The organism is Planococcus sp. CPCC 101016, from assembly GCF_007859295.1.
In the GTDB taxonomy this organism is placed as follows: Bacteria; Bacillota; Bacilli; order Bacillales_A; family Planococcaceae; genus Planococcus.
Window position 1 is genome coordinate 1982509 of the sequence record NZ_VOHB01000002.1, and the last position, 16401, is coordinate 1998909.

The window sequence follows — 16401 nt, forward strand, 5'->3', positions numbered from 1 at the left end:
TTTTCCAATTTCAAGCGCTTACACTTGTTATACAGGTTTTACTCTTTGTTCAAGTGGTAGATAAAGAAAGTAATCATCTATCACTACGAACTGAGGAGAGATTTCAATGACAAATATTCCAAACCCAAGAACTCAATACACTACAGAGGATTTCCCTAAACAATACCAAGAACCGCCTGCACTTCAAAATAAAATGAGTCCTCTACCCGACTGTGGTGAAACAAGCTACACGGGATCTGGCCGATTAAAAGGACGCAAAGCTTTAGTGACCGGCGGCGATTCTGGAATCGGACGGGCGGCAGCTATTGCTTATGCTAGAGAAGGCGCAGATGTTGCCATAAATTACTTGCCAGTGGAACAGCCTGATGCAGAAGAAGTCAAAAAACTCATCGAAGCTGAAGGAAGAAAAGCCATCTTGATTCCAGGAGATTTGAGCGATGAATCTTTCTGTAAGGAACTTGTCGAAAAGGCGAACTCGGAACTGGGCGGACTGGATCTTCTTGCATTAGTAGCCGGTAAACAACAGGCTGTTGAAAGCATCATGGATTTGTCTACTGAACAACTCGAAAAGACATTCCAAGTTAACGTGTATTCACTTTACTGGACCGTAAAAGCAGCATTGCCGCATCTATCTGAAGGGGCAACCATCATTACAACGACTTCAGTTGAAGGCTTTGACCCTAATCCGATCCTGCTCGACTATGCAGCTACAAAATTTGCGATTATTGGGTTCACAAAAGCTTTATCAAAACAATTAGCGGAAAAAGGAATCCGTGTAAACTCAGTTGCTCCAGGCCCAATATGGACTGCTTTACAAATCTCCGGCGGCCAACCGCAGGAAAACATCCCGGAATTCGGAAAAGGCACCCCGGAAACTCCGCTTGGGCGTGCAGGGCAGCCGGTGGAATTGGCATCTACTTATGTTTTCCTGGCTTCAACCGATTCCAGCTATGTGACCGGCCAAATTTACGGAATTACTGGCGGCATGCCGACTGCATAAATAATAATTCAACTGTGTATAAAAAAAGCTTACTCCACTATTATAATTCGGTGGGTAAGCTTTTTTGCTATGAAGTGTGAAGTTGGAAGTACTAATCTTTTTACTCGGAACAGCTGTTTTAAATCCAGTGAAATTTTGGAACGCTTTACTTTTATTTCGATTATCAACCTTTATAAATAGGAAAAATGAGTAGCTTATGCTAAATTTAGAGTGACCGTTATATCTATAGTTGAAAGGAGCATCTTATGAGCCACAAAAAAGAAGATTTACTGATTGCTGCAGAACGGCTGTTTTATGCCCATGGATTTCATGCCATTGGATTAAAAGCGATCGTTCAAGAAGCCGGCGTGGCATTAATGACCTTATACAACCATTTTGATTCAAAAGAGGAACTCATTTTAGAAATATTAAATCGGAGAGAAGAAACTTACTATACTTTTTTGGAAAAGGTCTGTACCAAGGAAACGGGGTCGATAGAAAGAAAGCTCGCATTGGGTCACTTACTATGGCTGAAACAGAATCCTTCCAATGGCTGCATGTTCCTTCGTGCGAAAGAAGAATTCGAAAATGAAGCAAGCAGCTTAATTGTTCAAAAAGCACAATCCCATAAAGAGAACCTGCTCCACTTTTTCGAATCACAAGGGCTTTCGCGTGCTAACTCCATTCAGCTTTCCCTTTTACTTGAAGGTTCTACTTCATTAGCTGAAATTATGAATCTCGATGAAATTGAAAATGCATTACTATCTATGGTTGCCTGTATAAAGTAAGCTTACCGCTTACTTTATATTAAAAATAGAGTGAACGTTCTATCTAAGGGGTGTTGAAAGATGTGGAAAATCGTATTACCTGGTATTGCAATGATTGGCGTAACTTATGCTTTTGCTCGATACAGTTTTGGCTTATTCTTGCCTGCCATAATTACAACTTTAAATTTATCTGAAAGCCAGGCAGGCTATATTAGTTCAGCTGCCTATGGTGCCTATACAATTGCTCTGCTGACAGCTTCTTTACTGGTACATAAGTTTAGCGCTCGTCATGTTGTACTGTTGTCTGGCGGAACAGCGTTTATCGGAATGCTCGGTATGGCTGCTTCCCCAGGTTTTTATACTTTGCTTTTAAGTTCTTTTTTCGCCGGTTTAGGAAGCGGCTGGATTTCTCCTGCTTTCAGTCAAGTAGTAGGACAATCATTGAATGAAAATGTACGTGACAAAGCCAATACATGGATCAATTCCGGAACCAGCTTCGGAATTTTCTTTACTGGTCCTGTAGCCCTCCTTTTTACAGGGCATTGGAGATGGAGCTATGTACTCTTTGCCCTACTTGCTTTTCTTGTATTGTGGTGGAATGCCTCTGCTATTAAAGAGGGAAAGCAAAGCTTGCATCCGCCGTGCAAGAAAGTGCCTGTTGCAGATTTTTTTGCAAAGGCGAAATTTCTAGTTTTCGCTTCGATTGGTGTTGGCTTTAGTTCTTCAATTTATTGGACGTTCTCAAGAAGCTACATCACTCAAATACATGGCTTATCGGCAAACGAAAGCATTATTTTTTGGATGGCTATGGGAGGAGCTGGAATTCTTGGTGGAATAGCCGGAACCCTGATACAGTCTATCGGTTTGTCTAAGGCCTATAGACTTGGGGTTATGGCAACAGCGGCTTCAATATTCGGGTTGACGATTTCTTTCCAGCCAGCAATCTATCTATCCGCTGTATTTTTCGGCATATCTTTTATATTTATGACCGGTCTGTTTATCGTATGGGGCACGCGCCAGTTTTCTGAATCACCATCCCTTGGCGTCAGCATCTCTTTTTTCTCATTGGGAATTGGCCAGTCTTTTGGTTCACTGATCGCTGGCATTTTAATAGAAAGAGGTTCTTATCCCTTTGCGTTTATTTTCTTTTCAATTATGGGTTTGCTTTTTCTTTTATGCAAAATCTCCATCGTTTCAGCTTCGGCCCATCAGGAATAGAAGGAATAACCAAAACTTTCTGCACTTAATGATTTGTTCTCAAAATTCTATGGCAATACCTTTGTAATAGAAAATCTATGGTTTTGTAAAAAGCTATGTTAAAAGTTAATTTATCAACTTTTAGCACAGCTTCTTCAGTGTCAGAATTAATAACTTTATTTAGTTTTTCTGCAATTCCAGGTTTTTATGGATATTGACTTGATGCGGGAACGGAATTTCAATTCCATTTGCATCAAGAGTTTCTTTAATGGCTTTACGCAATTGGCGTTCCACTGCCCATTGCTCTCCGTTTTTCGCTTTTGCAATGATTCGCAACGTAACATCTGATGCGCCAAATCCTTGTACCCCGATAACTTCGGGACCTTCAACGATGTTCGTATCTGCGGCTGCAAGCTGCTCGCATCTTGTTTGTAGAATGCCAATCGCTTCATCAATGTTTTCATCATAGGAAATACCGATATCTACAAGTGCACGTATATTACCGCGGGAATGGTTACTGACGGTAGTGATATCCCGATTTGGAATGTAGTTGAGCGTACCATCAAAACTACGGATTTGGGTCGTTCTCAAACCGACTGCTTCAACTATTCCATCCAAAGTTCCTACCGTTACGTAATCATTTACATCAAGCTGCTTTTCCAATAGTAAAAAGAAACCCGTTACGACATCACTGACCAAGCCTTGAGCACCGAATCCTATTGCAAGTCCAACAATCCCAGCTCCGGCAATTAAACTTGCGACTGACAAACCGAATATGTTAAATAAGGTCGCCACAAGGATAAAAATTAAGGCATACGAAAAAACATTTTCTGATAAACTCCGTAGAGTCAATGCGCGTCCTTTCGTAACATCGCCTTTGATCAATAATTTATCGAAGAAGCGGTCGATCAGTTTTTTCCCAATCATTCTTACTAATGCAAAGGCAATCAGGATTCCAATTACTTGAGCTGCAATTACTCCTCCCTCCAGAAGCAGAGCTTCCCAATTAAAATTCTCAAAATTAAACACAAAATCATCCTTCCATTTTTTTAGTAAACCAACACAACACTCTATTTGTCTTCAGTCCTGTTCCTTTATAACATATATCGCCGATAAATTTCATTCTTGGAAAGTATTCACACTCTTATATCCATGCACCGATTCGAAAAAAAGAGAAAGGCTTTTTTATAAGCCTCCCTCTTTTGATACTCCTTCTCTAGCAACTTTTGTTAAAGGTCTTCACCATTCGTTTGAATCACTTTTTTATACCATTCAAAGGAATCCTTCTTAGAGCGTTTCATGGATCCGTTGCCATCATTATCACGATCAACATAGATCATGCCGTAGCGTTTTTTCATTTCGCCAGTCGTAAACGAAACGATATCAATAATTCCCCACGGCGTATACCCCATCAAATCGACGCCATCGTAATTGACGGCTTTTTCTACTGCTTCGATATGCGATTTCAAATAGTCGATTCTTTGCGTGTCATGGATTGCTCCGTCTTCTTCAACTGTATCAATGGCCCCAAAGCCGTTTTCAACAATAAACAACGGAATCTGGTAGCGATCATAAAAACGGTTCAACGTGTACCTTAAGCCTGTCGGATCAATTGCCCAGCCCCAGTCGCTTGATTTGATGTATGGATTTTCTACGCCATTTGCCAATCCTCCGTTAATGATGCTGCCTTTGTTGTCAGTTAGAATATCGCTTTTCACAGTAGTCGACATATAATAGCTAAAACCTAAGTAGTCAACTACACCATTTCTTAAAATTGCATCATCACCCGGCTTAAATTGAATATTATAGCCTTCTCTTTCGAATTCTTTAAGTACATAGCTTGGGTAGTAGCCGCGCACATGGACATCTGGAAAGAAATAGCGCTGCCTCATCTCTTCTTCTGCCAGCATTACGTCGGTCGGATTTGAAGAATACGGATAAATTGGTACGTGTGAAACCATGGCGCCAATCTTAAATTCGGGATTGATGGCTTTTCCTTTTGAGACAGCTAAAGCGCTGGCAATCAACTCGTGATGGCCTGCCTGGTACATCACTTCTTTTGCGTTCTCGCCTTCTTCGACAACGACTCCTGAGTTTGTCCAAAGAAAGAGCGGATTATTGACATCCATTTTGTTATTGATTTCATTGAAAGTCATCCAGTATTTTACTTTGTCTTGATAGCGGTTAAAGCAGACTTCTGCGAATTTGACAAAGTGGTCCACGACTTTACGGCTTCTAAAACCGCCGTATTCTCTTGCCAGGTGCAACGGCATTTCAAAATGGGAAAGCGTAATGACTGGTTCAATGCCATGCTTCAGCAATTCATCAAATACACGATCATAAAATTTTAGCCCTTCTTCACATGGCTCTGCTTCGTCGCCTTTAGGGAAAATTCGGCTCCAAGCGATGGAGGTACGCAAACAGCTTAATCCCATTTCAGCAAATAACGCAATATCCTCTTTGTATTTGCTGTAAAAATCTATGGCTTCATGGTTCGGGTAAAACCGATCCGATTCAATTGTCTCTGTGATTTCTCTAGCTACCCCATGTGCGCCAGCCGTCATGACATCAACTACGCTTGGTCCTTTTCCACCTTGATTCCATCCGCCTTCAAATTGGTGAGCGGCTAAAGCGCCGCCCCATAAAAAATTTTTTGGTAATTTTGCCATGTTATCTCTCCTCATTTTCCAATTATCAGTTTTTCGTCGTCTGAATTTCTGTTAATAATCGCTTCTTTATAGAAAGGGATGCCATGTATTCCTTAACCCTTTAGTAATGCTTCCGGTTGAGAAAGTTCCAGAAAAATTCTCTACCCAAGTACGGTCTAGCACTTCCCACATTTTTTTACTTGTTAACTGCTTTAAAATTTTTGTAGTTGTTTTGGATAATCTCCTGCACTGCCTCTATTTAGATTATCAATTGTTAATACCCTCTCATCATAATTGTACCGGTACAATTAATCAAGTACCTAACAATTAATCCCGTTGTGTATTTTTGAGTAACTGAGCTCATAGATTCTCTATGATATAATTTAGGTAGTCGATCAGCCATAAAAGCAAAGAGGTATGCATATGTTAAAATATCAGCACATAGCGGATGAACTGGAGAATTACATCGAAGAGAATAAACTTCAACAAGGAGATAAACTCCCTGTTCTGCAAGAATTAATGAACCAATTCAAGGTAAGCAAAAGTACAGTTACTAAGGCTCTGGAACTATTAGAGAATAGAGGAGTCGTTTTTCAAGTAAGAGGAAGTGGTATTTTTGTTAGGAGGCATAAAAGAAGCGGTTATATCAGCCTTATTTCAAATCAAGGATTTAAAAAGATGTTGGAAGAATTTCACATAACCTCGAAAGTGATTGAACTTGATGTACGCAAACCTACTAAAGAAGCTGCGTTAAATTTGAACATGGGTCTTGACGAAGATGTCTACTATGTTAAAAGAGTTCGGTATATTCAAGGACAAACACTTTGCCTGGAAGAATCTTATTTTAATAAATCGCTCATTCCTTATCTGAACAATGAAATCATTACAGAATCCATTTTTAACTACATTACCAATGGATTAGGGTTAAACATTGGATTCGGGGATACTTTTCTCCATGTCGACAAGTTGACCGCTGAAGAAGCAAAGTATTTGGAGCTGACAGAAGGCGATCCAAAACTTTATGTTGAATCTATCTACCACTTAACGAACGGCCAGCCATTCGACTTTTCCAAAATAACCTATAATTATGTTCAATCTCAGTTTTTCGTTCAAGCGGTTTTATAAAACACAAAAAAAGTCTGACTTCTACCGGAAGTTTGGCTCTTTTTGTGTTTTCCCTGCAGCCTACTATGGAAATAGCTTCACGCGAAGTAAACATTAGGTAGGGGAACAAAAGGTTTATACTCACTGATTCTGAAACTTTCAGAATCCCAAAGCGTATACAATAAAGAAACGAACTAAACGTTATTTCAAAAAAAAATGGAGGCCAATATGAAAAACACACTGGTCATTTGCTTGACTCTCTTGATTCTTGCGCTCGGCAATTGGGCAGCTGCTTCTGCTCTTCAACTTGCTTTCTTAGATATCGCGATCCCTTATGCTGGCCTGGCCTTAGTTATCGTCTACTTTTTTAAATCTAAAGGAGGCATGGCAAGCCGCCGTTTGGATATGTCTATTCAAGGACAAACAGGAATACGGATGGAACAGGAAAATGTTGTGCCAGAAAGATCTTATGTATTGATCGGTTCTCTGTTGTATTTGTTCATGGTACTCGTATTCACTTTCTTTGCCTTTAGAGAATACTTTCTAAACTAGCTTCATGAGTTCAACAATTTGCTAGAAATGTCTTAGGATGCTTAGTTGAATTAATTTAGAATGTTTGAGCTATGACAGAAATAAAAAGAAAGTCCGCCAACTACTCAGTAAAAACAGAAAGGGGAAATCATCTTGAAAAAAGGATGGATTTCGACCATAACAGGCTTAATTTTAGGAGTAGTCATCTCTTGCTTTGTTTTAGATTACAACGGGTGGACTTTGGTTTCGATTGGTAGAGATGGAACTACTGCTAATACCCTCAACGAACTAGATTTTAATTTAATTACCAATGCATTTGTTATTATTTTAGTCTGTATTGGGGTGGTTTATGGAGGTTTGACACTCTTAATTAACAAAAATGACTCCAATGAATAGTACTCCAACCAACCGGACATAATAAAAATTTGAAATTTGTAATCTACACTTTTTTTACTTGGCTGCAGATTAACTTCACTATATCCGTTTTTGTCATCTGGCCAGTCAATATTTTTTCTCCTTCAACACCGAGATGATCTTTAGGGATCCACCAGGAACGTAAAGAATCTTTTCCGAACGATTCAGCTTGAGGTCGCGAATTATGACGGACAACCGTTTCTTCAAATGACAAATTAAAATAACAGACACAGGTATTCTCATTATAAAAATAGATCAACTGATTAAGCATCTCTTGGTAACGCTTTTTCATAAAAATTCCTTCTAAAATAACGACATTACATTTTCCTTTTCCGTATTCAGTGATTTGTCTAATTAGATCGATAGAAAGATTCTCTTCTCTATCGCGAACCATTAACATCTCCCGTCTCACTGTATCTTGAGAAACTAAAAGAGTTCCTTCTCCAAAATATTCTTGCAGACTTTTGGCTATCGTGGTTTTCCCGCTGCCCGAATTTCCTCGTAAAATTATAAGTTTTGTTTCTATGATCATCACTCCTATCCTGTAAGTCAGCCATTGGAAACATTGGCCATAGTTCCTTCTAAATACTATAGAATTTATCATGGTCTGCCTGTCTTAACTATTTCTAAAAACTGGTGCGCTTCTTTTGGTGATTTTAAAATAATCACTTTTTTATTTTCAGGCAAATTTTCAAGTCTCCTCATGACAATTGGTCTTATCTTTTTAGGATAGTCCCAAACCCACTTTATGAAATTGAAATCTAGTCTCTCGTTTACCCCTTCTGCCATATCCGGTCTTTTTCGATTATAGTATTTAATCGCCCGTTTCAAAACACGGTATGTGCAGAGCACTCGATTAAAATCCAGGAAAATAATTGTATCAGCTGCCTCTAATCGTATGTCCATGGTTCCGTTATAATTGCCATCAATAATCCATTGCTCTCTTTTGATCAATCCTAATTGAATCCTTTTCTGCTCTTCTTTTGTAGTTGGCTCCCAGTTCGGTTTCCATAACAATGTATCCAGGTGATATACTTCTATGTTTAATTTTCTCCCTAACTTTTGTGCCAAAGTAGACTTGCCTGAGCCACCTGAACCGATAAATGCAATTCTCTTCACCGAAACCCTCCTTCATTTATATACTAATCAAAAATACTGTCGAAATTCGCGAAATTTTAGGTGCCTATTAAAAAATAGAGGTATTCTGTCATTTCCGATCTAAATTCGCTCTATTTATTTTAACAACTGAACTTTTTGAAATGGTAAAATAAGGGGAGTTATTACAAAATGGTCACAATTATCAAGGCAGGCAACTGAGTAAACCTAGGAGGTTACAACATGAGCTTACAATGGCTGGAATGGGCTAAACGGATTCAAGCCCTTTCACAATCAGGATTAACTTACTCAAGGAGCGTTCATGATGTAGAACGGTATGAGGAGCTTCGAAGCATCAGCGTGGAAATTTTGGCTGAACATACAGGGATGGATATGCAACAGGTTAAAGAGCTGTTTGCTGTAGAACAAGGGTATCAAACTCCAAAAATGGATGTACGCGGCGCTGTATTCCAAAAAGGAAAGATTCTGATGGTGAAAGAAAATAGTGACAGCAAATGGTCATTACCCGGAGGTTTTTGCGATGTAGGGTTGTCACCCGCTGAGAATATTACGAAAGAGATTGAAGAAGAGTCAGGTTACATTGTCGTTCCCACAAAATTGTTGGCGCTCTTAGATATGAACAAGCACCCTCATCCACCTCAGCCTTTCCACTATTACAAGATCTTTATACAATGTGAAATCGTCGGGGGTGAAGCTAAAAATGGCGTAGAAACACAAGGAGTTGCCTTCTTTCCTGAAGATGGCTTACCGGAACTTTCCTTGAACCGAAATATAGAATCACAACTACAAATGCTGTTTGAATTTGAAAGAAATCCGACCAAAGCGACATTATTTGAGTAAGCCAATGAAATACCAAAACCAAGAAGCTTTAGGTTTATTGATGTAAACAGGCCATATGCGTGTGCTTTTACAGCTCCAACTTCGGTCTTTTCAGCAGAAATCTGGGCGGAGATCCAAATCCTTGTTCCGCCTCAAAATAGGCTAATTGACCGGGGATACAGAAAATAATGGAAGGCATTCCAAATCCGACAGCATGTTCCAATGCTTCATGGAGCGGCAGTTTTTTGCCATCTATATCAACGTTATAAGACAGCGAATAACACATTTTTTCAGCACCGTTTCTTTTCAGCAGTTCATAAATATCTGTTGGATCAGAATTGGGGGGCGGAATTTCAACCATGTATTTCTCCCTTAACAGTTTTGTGTACTGATGACATAGCCGATTTAATGCATGGTGCCTTTTCTCTGGGGAAAACAATTCGTGAAGCACCCTATCCTGAAACTGTTTTTCAAAAAACGACTTTACAATTAGCTGTTCTACGTCCTTTTCCATCAGCTGTACCTCTCTTCATTTCTAATGAATTTAATTTTAAGTATTCTTCTTTCTAAGAAGTACGCTATCTTTTAATTATCATAGGCAAAGAACCGCAAATCATAAAGACTAATAACGTTCGGACTGCCTACAGCAAACTATTCACTCAACAATTACTTCTGCAGGTAGAAAATAGGGAAAATCGTCTGGAACATCAAAAGGGATGACCCGTACTTTATCGCCTTCCTCCAATTCTTCGTATGTGCTAATGGATCCTTTAAATATTGTTCCGTCCGTAAGGTGCATTTCATGAAAAATTGGTTCCTCTTCAGAGTTGTCGGAAGGTACTTCTAACATAAAGGAAGTGTCTCTCTTTTCTGTTACTGTTCCCTCGTAGTCCCCGCATGCAGACAAAAAAAGCAGGAGCACCGCAAGAATACTAAGCAATCGCTTCATTTCCCTCCACCCCTTTCATTTAACTTTAGCCAACTTTTAGAGCAGCATTATTTAACCGGAGCCAAATAAAAATACGGGCTCACGCTAAAGACTTGCCCATCTATTGGTACCACTTTGGTGTTAACTGGCTGAAGTAATCATGGTCTTCTAAGAACATGTAAATCCTCTTCAGCGCGTTGTCCATGTCGTCAGGAATCGTATTCAAGGTCCATATTATCGATGAGAACACACACATTGCTAAATAAAGCGAATAAAGCCTCCAAAACGTCTCGTCAGGTTCTGCATTATCGAAATACCCTTTGATTTGTCCAATTGAAAATTGAGTGCTTATTCCCCTGCTGAACATACCGATTTTGAGAAACTCATGATAAGGATCTCCCCAATCGTATCTATCGAAGTCGATAACTCCTGCGAATTTCTTATTTTGAACAATAAGATTGCCTAAATGAAAATCATCGTGCTGAAATTTATTCGGCCGTTGTTTCATAAGATGTATATTGTCGTTGATGAATTTCATTATTTTTTCGTCATTTTTAATTTTTACCCCGCTTAATAAATAAGCTTTTACATACTTCTCGTGTTTATCCACTTTCCTCGAATACCACGAAGCCATATATTCTGGAGCTGTAAGTTGATGCATTTTCCGCAGCTCCTTGCCTGCTTTAAAACCAATCGCGAATTGATCTTCATAAGATAGGCTTAAGATTGCTTTCTCTGCATCGGCTCCTTCCAAATAGGAAAGCACCATATACCCTTTTTCTTTCATTTTGCCAATTGCAATTGGTTTTGGGCAAGCAACCTCATAGTCTTGCATCTTTTTTAAAATAGCATACTCAAGATTTTTAGATTCAAATTGATCCAAATCAAATGTACGGAGAAAGAACTTTTTATTGTCATCAGGCATGCAAATTAAATACTTTTTATCAGATGAAAATCCTTTATTTATTTGAACGATCTGCTTGGTCTTGCTTATCTCAGGTATTTGATTGATTTGTACATCATTCACTGAACTGCTCCTTCGAATCGCTTTTTCAATAACTCATTTCCAGTATATTTTTAAATCTCTCTTCGTTCACTTCTATCCCAATCTTTTCGCTCAAAACATGATGGAGTCGCAGGATTTCCGGAATCATGTTTTTCAGAGTTATCATAATTTCATCGGCATTCTTGCCGCATTCCCAATTTCCCAAAAGAGTCAGCTGCCTTATATTCAATATGCTTCTTTTCCCTTGGACTTTAGACCAACTTCCATAAGAAGCGTCGAAGTGTTCATCTATTTCTTTAAACCAACCTGAAACCACAAGCCAACGTAATCTATCCAGATTATATTCCGCATAGAGCATTTCTTCTCTCATGACGGCTCGATATATTTCATGAGCGAATGCAAGAACTTTTGCTTTCCAAAGTTCCACTTCAGCCGCTTCAAGCTTATAAGAAAGATTTGATGATTTCTGTAAGACCTCCTCTAAACTTCCGCTCGGGTCGTATAGCAACTTTAGGTTCTTCAACCAAATAGAAGGCAATAATTCATCAAAAGTATGATACCAACTGTCCACTTTAACAAAACTCACAAAATGACTGACAACTACGGGGCCTTGTGGATTAGGGTCTTCATGAAAAAGAACCTGTCCCCATTTTTCAGTCCGCCTGCGCTTGTTTCTGATAAAGTCCATTTTCTTTTCTGATTTCACAATCGTATGTAAGTCTATATCTGAATAAGCATCATAATTCTCTTTAGCCAATGAACCTCCCAAGTATATTGCAAGCACATTTGAATCTGAACTTAGATCGAACACTGCTTTATCCAATAGGTTTTTGCGGTGTTTAGGTAAAGTCAGGTCCCTTTCTGCATATCTGCTTTTGTATCTTCTACACATGACATCAGCCTCTTTTCTTAATTGATTAGAAGCAAAAATTATTGGTTTTCATTAGAATTAATTCTTTTTCGCGTCACAGTTAGTAGTTCGAATTATCATGTGGTTAGCAGCTATTATTGAGGATCTTCTTTCGAATCTATCGCTTTGCAAACAGCAAGCGCTTTATTCGTTGCTGCATTAAGATAATCCAGAATTTGAGGCACAGTATATACTTGTAACTCACTTACTAACTCATTTTCTGCAAAGGCAAAATCTTCAATCACCTCTTCTTTAAACAGCTTTAAATCTTTAGCCTGAATTTCCTTTATTGTGAGGGACGTATAAGCAGATTCTATTAGTTCTTTTTTCAAGTTGCCACAGTCAAACCAATCAATCAGTATTTTGTTTAGTTTTTTGAAGTCATCATGCCATCTTACGAGTAAGTCTGGATCCGTATTTAATCGGTTTTTGAAATCATTTTTAAAATAAACTTCTTTTAACCAAACATCATCCGCAATTAAATGGGTTAAATAACCGAGCCCAAAATCGCTTTGAACTTCAAAAGGATATTTTTCTATAAATTGCTTATAGTTCGAAGTTCTTGTTCCATCATCTAAACTTCCTTCGTAAAAATGTGACTTTGCCTTCTTTTTAACAGTAAACGCTGCATCCGGTGCAATTCCTCCCACAAGAAACCATGCCTTATTTTTGACATTAAGTTTCTTTGAGACTTTTGCTGCGATAATCAAATGCATAATTCTTGATCCCATACAAAGCCTCCTTTTGTTTCAATGCTAGATGTCGTTTATTATTACGCCAGTCGTTTTAGTTTTTCGAATGTACAGCTGATCCGTCCCTAATTGCGGAAAAAGCCCTAGCCTATTTTTCTACTGTAATAATTCCACCACAATGAGAAACTGGATGAAACTTACAATCATAAAATGTGTTTAATGACGATTGAAATTCTTCAAATACAAAATAAAACTCGTCTGGATCCCAGTAGGGTCTGCTTTCCGCTCTGCACAACTCCAGATTCTCCCGGCTTTCAAAAGCGATATCCCCAATAACAATTTTTCCGTTCTCATTAAGGAGCGAAAACAAGGTTTTTATCAACTCGGTTTTATCTTCATCTGTCAGGTGATGCAACGTATATGTGCTGATAATGAAGTCGTATTTACTTTGTTTTATAGTATTCGGTAACCCATTTGAAATATCCCATTCCATTAAATTAGCATTTGGCATTTTCTTTTCTTCTATAGCAAGCATTTCAGTTGAAAAATCCAAGCCATCTATTTGATGGCCATTTTCATATAATTTACTTGCCAATACACCTGTGCCGAAGCCAATATCCAATACGCTCGACTGTTTCTTTCCCATCACTTCATTAAAAATTAAATTTAAAATATTTTTATATCCAGCAAAAGGATACAAGTTATTTTCTTCACTTACTTGGACAGTCCTATCATAGTCGCCTGCCCATAGGTTAAAACCTCGATTATCCAGCATGGTTGATCCCCCTTGTGTACTTATACAAGTTTCTGTGACATCTTTTAGTTAACTACTTCATATTACAGACGCTGATAGGTCGATAAACTCTTTTGATTTTACCGGATTATATATACTTATATTACCATTTATACAAGCTCATCAACTGGATAAATTTACTTTTAACAGAATTTTTTGTTTTTTATTTATTTCTCTTTTAAACATTCAACTTACTAATCATAAAAATAATTGGTACTTCACGTTAAAATCAACTTAAAAGAAATAAAAGCCGTATGGTATTAAGGAGGTATAAGACAGTGGAAAAGATGCGTTTGATCTCTTCAAAATAAAAATTTGAGGAGGAAAAATAATGACTATTACTTACATTGAAGATAGACATATTGATAAGAAGGATTTAAAAATGCTGTACACTGACGTGGGATGGTATGCCTATACTCAAGATATACATCAACTGGAACAGGCGCTATTGAATTCATTATATGTCTTGTCGGCATGGGACGAGGACCGGCTAGTAGGATTAATAAGGCTTGTAGGGGATGGCCTTACGATAATTTATATACAGGATATATTGATTCTGAATAGCTATCAAAATAAAGGCATCGCAACTGAATTGATGATGCAGGTTTTTCAAGAATTCAACGAAGTACGCCAGAAAGTACTATTAACTGAAGAGGCACCAGCGGTCCGTCGTTTTTATGAAAGAAATGGTTTTCAATCATGTGATAAAGGTACACTAGTCGCTTTTGCAAACATGAATTAAGAGTAGTTAAATGGTTTTTTAATTGTTGAGTGTATTCGATACCATTTGAATGCACTCAATAATTTACCATATTAAAAAAGCCTTACAAGATCATTCTTTAGTTTTTCAAATAAAACAAATTCATCTGCTGTTACTTGTTTTACTAGAAATGCAGAGCACAGGATTTGCTGGTCATTTTTCTCGGTTATATATACTTAAGCATCTGGATCTTGATGTACTTTTACACTTTTAATTTATCCAGAGGAACCTGAAATTATGAACAAATCTTTCTGATCAAGTCCTCTACTGTTCCTATTACTTTTTCAACTTCTGGCAAGTGATAAAAAGTGCTAGTCAACTCGAAATCATTGATGTCACCATTAGGTGAATAAAGAAAAACTTTTTTGCCAGCAGCTAAAGCTATACCCAATTCAATGTGAGTTCCTTTTCCACCGGGCAGTAAAATAACTACAATATCTGAATCCAGTACAGCATGTTTCTCTTTAATACCTATCGCTTTTAAATCTGCTAAAGTTGTAGGCCGTTCATTTTTTGTCCAGTTATATGTAAGAATAAATCCACATCTAATCAATTCTCTACTAACATACTGTACATCCTTTTTGTTAAGAAAACCTGAGGCTACATAAAATTTCATAATTCATTCTCCTAATCTAAAAATATCATAAAGTCTTATATTACCAATATGCACATTTTTATAATCTTTTTTAGTGATCATTGTTAGATTGTTCTATTTAAAATTAAGCAGGTGTGCAGAAAATTATATAAACTCATTCTTTAATATTAACATTTGATTTCATCAAAAAAGCCACTCATACGAATGGCTTTTCCTTAAATTCTTAACTTCCTTCTTCGTCTTCTTCTCCTTCCTTCGGTTCATCTTCCGGAATAATTTCCTCTTCGTCTTCTTCCGGCGTCACATCGATGTCTTCGTCAACAGGTTGTTCCTCTTCTGCATCTCCGCAGGCCGCCAGCAGCCCCATAGAAAAAAATGCAGCTGCCCCTAGTTTCATCCATTTATGTTGCGGCATTACAAACCCTCCTTCCCTTTATATAGCTTACTTTCCAAATAATTGTTTCTTATCTTTTTACTCTATATCTCCTAGCTAAACACTTAAGCTCTTGATGATTTGGTCTTCTCTTCTCCTATTCCGTCTAACGCATCCTTTGACATGACGTCTTCTTTTTTTACGATAGATAGGGAACCATCTCCTTCAAGAACGATTGCTTCCACCTTCTCGAAAGAGCTTATTCCTTGTTGGCGTACTTTCGCTCTTAGATCTTCTATTCGAAGACGATTTTGCTTCATTATCTCTTCATTAAAGTGATTGCTGTGATATAGAAAAGTCGGAGAGGCTTTTATAAAATCTGAAAACCTTTTCGACTTTACTGATAATCTTGAAACCATGTACTGGAGTAGAGTAAGCATAAACAGAATGGCTGCGCCATCTGCAAAAGAGACTTTATCACTTGTGATAATACTGGATAAAGTGGCGCCGTATGTAACAGTAATGATGAAATCGAAAATACTTATTTCTGAAAGGGTCCGCTTTCCAAACAATCTTAGTAACAGAATCAAAAAAGGATAAGCTAATATACACATAAGGACTACACGAAAAATACTTTTCCACCCATCGAATAATAAAGTTTCCACTATTTGTTCGCTTCCCTTCTGAAGTGGATTTTTTAATTGAGTTTATACTCAAAAATACCCTTCAGACTTCTATCTAAACAGTGCCAGTTGCTATCATCAAACAT

Annotated in this window: 21 protein-coding genes; 8 read left to right on the forward strand and 13 right to left on the reverse strand. The window is 37.9% G+C overall.

What is annotated here, in order from left to right; genetic code table 11:
- Positions 1-106 precede the first annotated feature (106 nt).
- The 3 genes from FQV26_RS09365 to FQV26_RS09375 all read left to right on the forward strand — a co-directional run bounded on the left by FQV26_RS09365 (position 107) and on the right by FQV26_RS09375 (position 2964).
- Complete coding sequence (locus FQV26_RS09365; protein ID WP_397430800.1) at positions 107-1000, forward strand: SDR family oxidoreductase; 894 nt, start codon at positions 107-109, stop codon at positions 998-1000.
- A 245-nt stretch (positions 1001-1245) separates the two neighbouring features.
- Positions 1246-1767, forward strand: coding sequence for a TetR/AcrR family transcriptional regulator (locus tag FQV26_RS09370; RefSeq protein ID WP_146557219.1), 522 nt, complete (start codon positions 1246-1248; stop codon positions 1765-1767).
- A gap of 60 nt (positions 1768-1827) precedes the next feature.
- Positions 1828-2964, forward strand: a complete 1137-nt coding sequence (locus tag FQV26_RS09375; RefSeq protein ID WP_146557220.1) for an MFS transporter — start codon at positions 1828-1830, stop codon at positions 2962-2964.
- Positions 2965-3123: 159 nt separating this feature from the next.
- On the opposite strand, the gene FQV26_RS09380 is transcribed toward FQV26_RS09375, so the two are convergent.
- On the reverse strand, positions 3124-3972 hold the full coding sequence (locus tag FQV26_RS09380) for a mechanosensitive ion channel family protein (RefSeq protein ID WP_146557221.1): 849 nt from the start codon (positions 3970-3972) through the stop codon (positions 3124-3126).
- A 200-nt stretch (positions 3973-4172) separates the two neighbouring features.
- Positions 4173-5612 carry a 6-phospho-beta-glucosidase BglA gene (gene bglA, locus FQV26_RS09385; protein WP_146557222.1) on the reverse strand — a complete coding sequence of 480 codons (1440 nt, stop codon included), beginning with the start codon at positions 5610-5612 and terminating at the stop codon, positions 4173-4175.
- A gap of 402 nt (positions 5613-6014) precedes the next feature.
- Here bglA and FQV26_RS09390 point away from each other — a divergent pair, with 402 nt between their 5' ends.
- From FQV26_RS09390 to FQV26_RS09400, 3 genes are all read left to right on the forward strand, one after another.
- The gene (locus tag FQV26_RS09390) at positions 6015-6716 is read left to right on the forward strand and encodes a GntR family transcriptional regulator (protein WP_146557223.1); all 702 of its coding nucleotides are present in this window, start codon (positions 6015-6017) and stop codon (positions 6714-6716) included.
- Between the two features lie 207 nt (positions 6717-6923).
- On the forward strand, positions 6924-7247 hold the full coding sequence (locus tag FQV26_RS09395; protein ID WP_146557224.1) for a hypothetical protein: 324 nt from the start codon (positions 6924-6926) through the stop codon (positions 7245-7247).
- Positions 7248-7379: 132 nt separating this feature from the next.
- Positions 7380-7622: a hypothetical protein gene (locus tag FQV26_RS09400; RefSeq protein WP_146557225.1), complete on the forward strand. Its 243-nt coding sequence runs from the start codon at positions 7380-7382 to the stop codon at positions 7620-7622.
- A gap of 43 nt (positions 7623-7665) precedes the next feature.
- Here FQV26_RS09400 and FQV26_RS09405 read toward each other — a convergent pair whose 3' ends face one another.
- Positions 7666-8172 (reverse strand): kinase, encoded by a 507-nt coding sequence (locus FQV26_RS09405; protein WP_261384297.1) that lies wholly within the window; start codon positions 8170-8172, stop codon positions 7666-7668.
- Positions 8173-8240: 68 nt separating this feature from the next.
- Positions 8241-8759, reverse strand: coding sequence for a DNA topology modulation protein (locus tag FQV26_RS09410; protein WP_146557227.1), 519 nt, complete (start codon positions 8757-8759; stop codon positions 8241-8243).
- A 219-nt stretch (positions 8760-8978) separates the two neighbouring features.
- Between FQV26_RS09410 and FQV26_RS09415 the strand changes: the two genes are divergently transcribed.
- Positions 8979-9596 carry an NUDIX hydrolase gene (locus FQV26_RS09415; protein WP_146557228.1) on the forward strand — a complete coding sequence of 206 codons (618 nt, stop codon included), beginning with the start codon at positions 8979-8981 and terminating at the stop codon, positions 9594-9596.
- A 67-nt stretch (positions 9597-9663) separates the two neighbouring features.
- Here the strand turns inward: FQV26_RS09415 and FQV26_RS09420 are convergent, their stop codons facing one another.
- The 6 genes from FQV26_RS09420 to FQV26_RS09445 form a co-directional block, all read right to left on the reverse strand.
- Positions 9664-10089, reverse strand: coding sequence for a hypothetical protein (locus FQV26_RS09420; RefSeq protein WP_146557229.1), 426 nt, complete (start codon positions 10087-10089; stop codon positions 9664-9666).
- Between the two features lie 141 nt (positions 10090-10230).
- Positions 10231-10524: a hypothetical protein gene (locus tag FQV26_RS09425; protein WP_146557230.1), complete on the reverse strand. Its 294-nt coding sequence runs from the start codon at positions 10522-10524 to the stop codon at positions 10231-10233.
- Positions 10525-10624: 100 nt separating this feature from the next.
- The gene (locus FQV26_RS09430; protein ID WP_261384298.1) at positions 10625-11530 is read right to left on the reverse strand and encodes an aminoglycoside phosphotransferase family protein; all 906 of its coding nucleotides are present in this window, start codon (positions 11528-11530) and stop codon (positions 10625-10627) included.
- Positions 11531-11555: 25 nt separating this feature from the next.
- A complete protein-coding gene (locus FQV26_RS09435; protein ID WP_397430807.1) occupies positions 11556-12266 on the reverse strand; it encodes a hypothetical protein in 711 nt (236 codons plus the stop codon).
- A gap of 248 nt (positions 12267-12514) precedes the next feature.
- Positions 12515-13150, reverse strand: a complete 636-nt coding sequence (locus FQV26_RS09440; protein WP_146557232.1) for a zinc dependent phospholipase C family protein — start codon at positions 13148-13150, stop codon at positions 12515-12517.
- A 109-nt stretch (positions 13151-13259) separates the two neighbouring features.
- The gene (locus tag FQV26_RS09445) at positions 13260-13886 is read right to left on the reverse strand and encodes a class I SAM-dependent methyltransferase (protein WP_146557233.1); all 627 of its coding nucleotides are present in this window, start codon (positions 13884-13886) and stop codon (positions 13260-13262) included.
- Positions 13887-14235: 349 nt separating this feature from the next.
- Between FQV26_RS09445 and FQV26_RS09450 the strand changes: the two genes are divergently transcribed.
- Positions 14236-14646 (forward strand): GNAT family N-acetyltransferase, encoded by a 411-nt coding sequence (locus tag FQV26_RS09450; protein WP_146557234.1) that lies wholly within the window; start codon positions 14236-14238, stop codon positions 14644-14646.
- A 253-nt stretch (positions 14647-14899) separates the two neighbouring features.
- Here the strand turns inward: FQV26_RS09450 and FQV26_RS09455 are convergent, their stop codons facing one another.
- The 3 genes from FQV26_RS09455 to FQV26_RS09465 all read right to left on the reverse strand — a co-directional run bounded on the left by FQV26_RS09455 (position 14900) and on the right by FQV26_RS09465 (position 16297).
- Entirely contained in the window at positions 14900-15280 is a 381-nt protein-coding gene (locus FQV26_RS09455) for a TIR domain-containing protein (protein ID WP_146557235.1), read from the reverse strand.
- 202 nt (positions 15281-15482) lie between these two features.
- Positions 15483-15674 (reverse strand): hypothetical protein, encoded by a 192-nt coding sequence (locus tag FQV26_RS09460; protein WP_146557236.1) that lies wholly within the window; start codon positions 15672-15674, stop codon positions 15483-15485.
- Positions 15675-15757: 83 nt separating this feature from the next.
- The gene (locus FQV26_RS09465; protein WP_146557237.1) at positions 15758-16297 is read right to left on the reverse strand and encodes a DUF421 domain-containing protein; all 540 of its coding nucleotides are present in this window, start codon (positions 16295-16297) and stop codon (positions 15758-15760) included.
- Positions 16298-16401 lie beyond the last annotated feature (104 nt).

Excerpts from the sequence above, each read along its gene's own strand:
- FQV26_RS09445 (WP_146557233.1), bottom strand. The coding sequence starts at position 13,886 with ATGCTGGATAATCGAGGTTTTAACCTATGGGCAGGCGACTATGATAGG.
- FQV26_RS09460 (WP_146557236.1), bottom strand. The coding sequence starts at position 15,674 with ATGCCGCAACATAAATGGATGAAACTAGGGGCAGCTGCATTTTTTTCT.
- FQV26_RS09425 (WP_146557230.1), bottom strand. The coding sequence starts at position 10,524 with ATGAAGCGATTGCTTAGTATTCTTGCGGTGCTCCTGCTTTTTTTGTCT.
- FQV26_RS09455 (WP_146557235.1), bottom strand. The coding sequence starts at position 15,280 with ATGAAATTTTATGTAGCCTCAGGTTTTCTTAACAAAAAGGATGTACAG.
- FQV26_RS09395 (WP_146557224.1), top strand. The coding sequence starts at position 6,924 with ATGAAAAACACACTGGTCATTTGCTTGACTCTCTTGATTCTTGCGCTC.
- FQV26_RS09390 (WP_146557223.1), top strand. The coding sequence starts at position 6,015 with ATGTTAAAATATCAGCACATAGCGGATGAACTGGAGAATTACATCGAA.
- FQV26_RS09440 (WP_146557232.1), bottom strand. The coding sequence starts at position 13,150 with ATGGGATCAAGAATTATGCATTTGATTATCGCAGCAAAAGTCTCAAAG.
- FQV26_RS09405 (WP_261384297.1), bottom strand. The coding sequence starts at position 8,172 with ATGATCATAGAAACAAAACTTATAATTTTACGAGGAAATTCGGGCAGC.
- FQV26_RS09370 (WP_146557219.1), top strand. The coding sequence starts at position 1,246 with ATGAGCCACAAAAAAGAAGATTTACTGATTGCTGCAGAACGGCTGTTT.
- FQV26_RS09415 (WP_146557228.1), top strand. The coding sequence starts at position 8,979 with ATGAGCTTACAATGGCTGGAATGGGCTAAACGGATTCAAGCCCTTTCA.
- FQV26_RS09375 (WP_146557220.1), top strand. The coding sequence starts at position 1,828 with ATGTGGAAAATCGTATTACCTGGTATTGCAATGATTGGCGTAACTTAT.
- FQV26_RS09450 (WP_146557234.1), top strand. The coding sequence starts at position 14,236 with ATGACTATTACTTACATTGAAGATAGACATATTGATAAGAAGGATTTA.
- bglA (WP_146557222.1), bottom strand. The coding sequence starts at position 5,612 with ATGGCAAAATTACCAAAAAATTTTTTATGGGGCGGCGCTTTAGCCGCT.
- FQV26_RS09365 (WP_397430800.1), top strand. The coding sequence starts at position 107 with ATGACAAATATTCCAAACCCAAGAACTCAATACACTACAGAGGATTTC.
- FQV26_RS09420 (WP_146557229.1), bottom strand. The coding sequence starts at position 10,089 with ATGGAAAAGGACGTAGAACAGCTAATTGTAAAGTCGTTTTTTGAAAAA.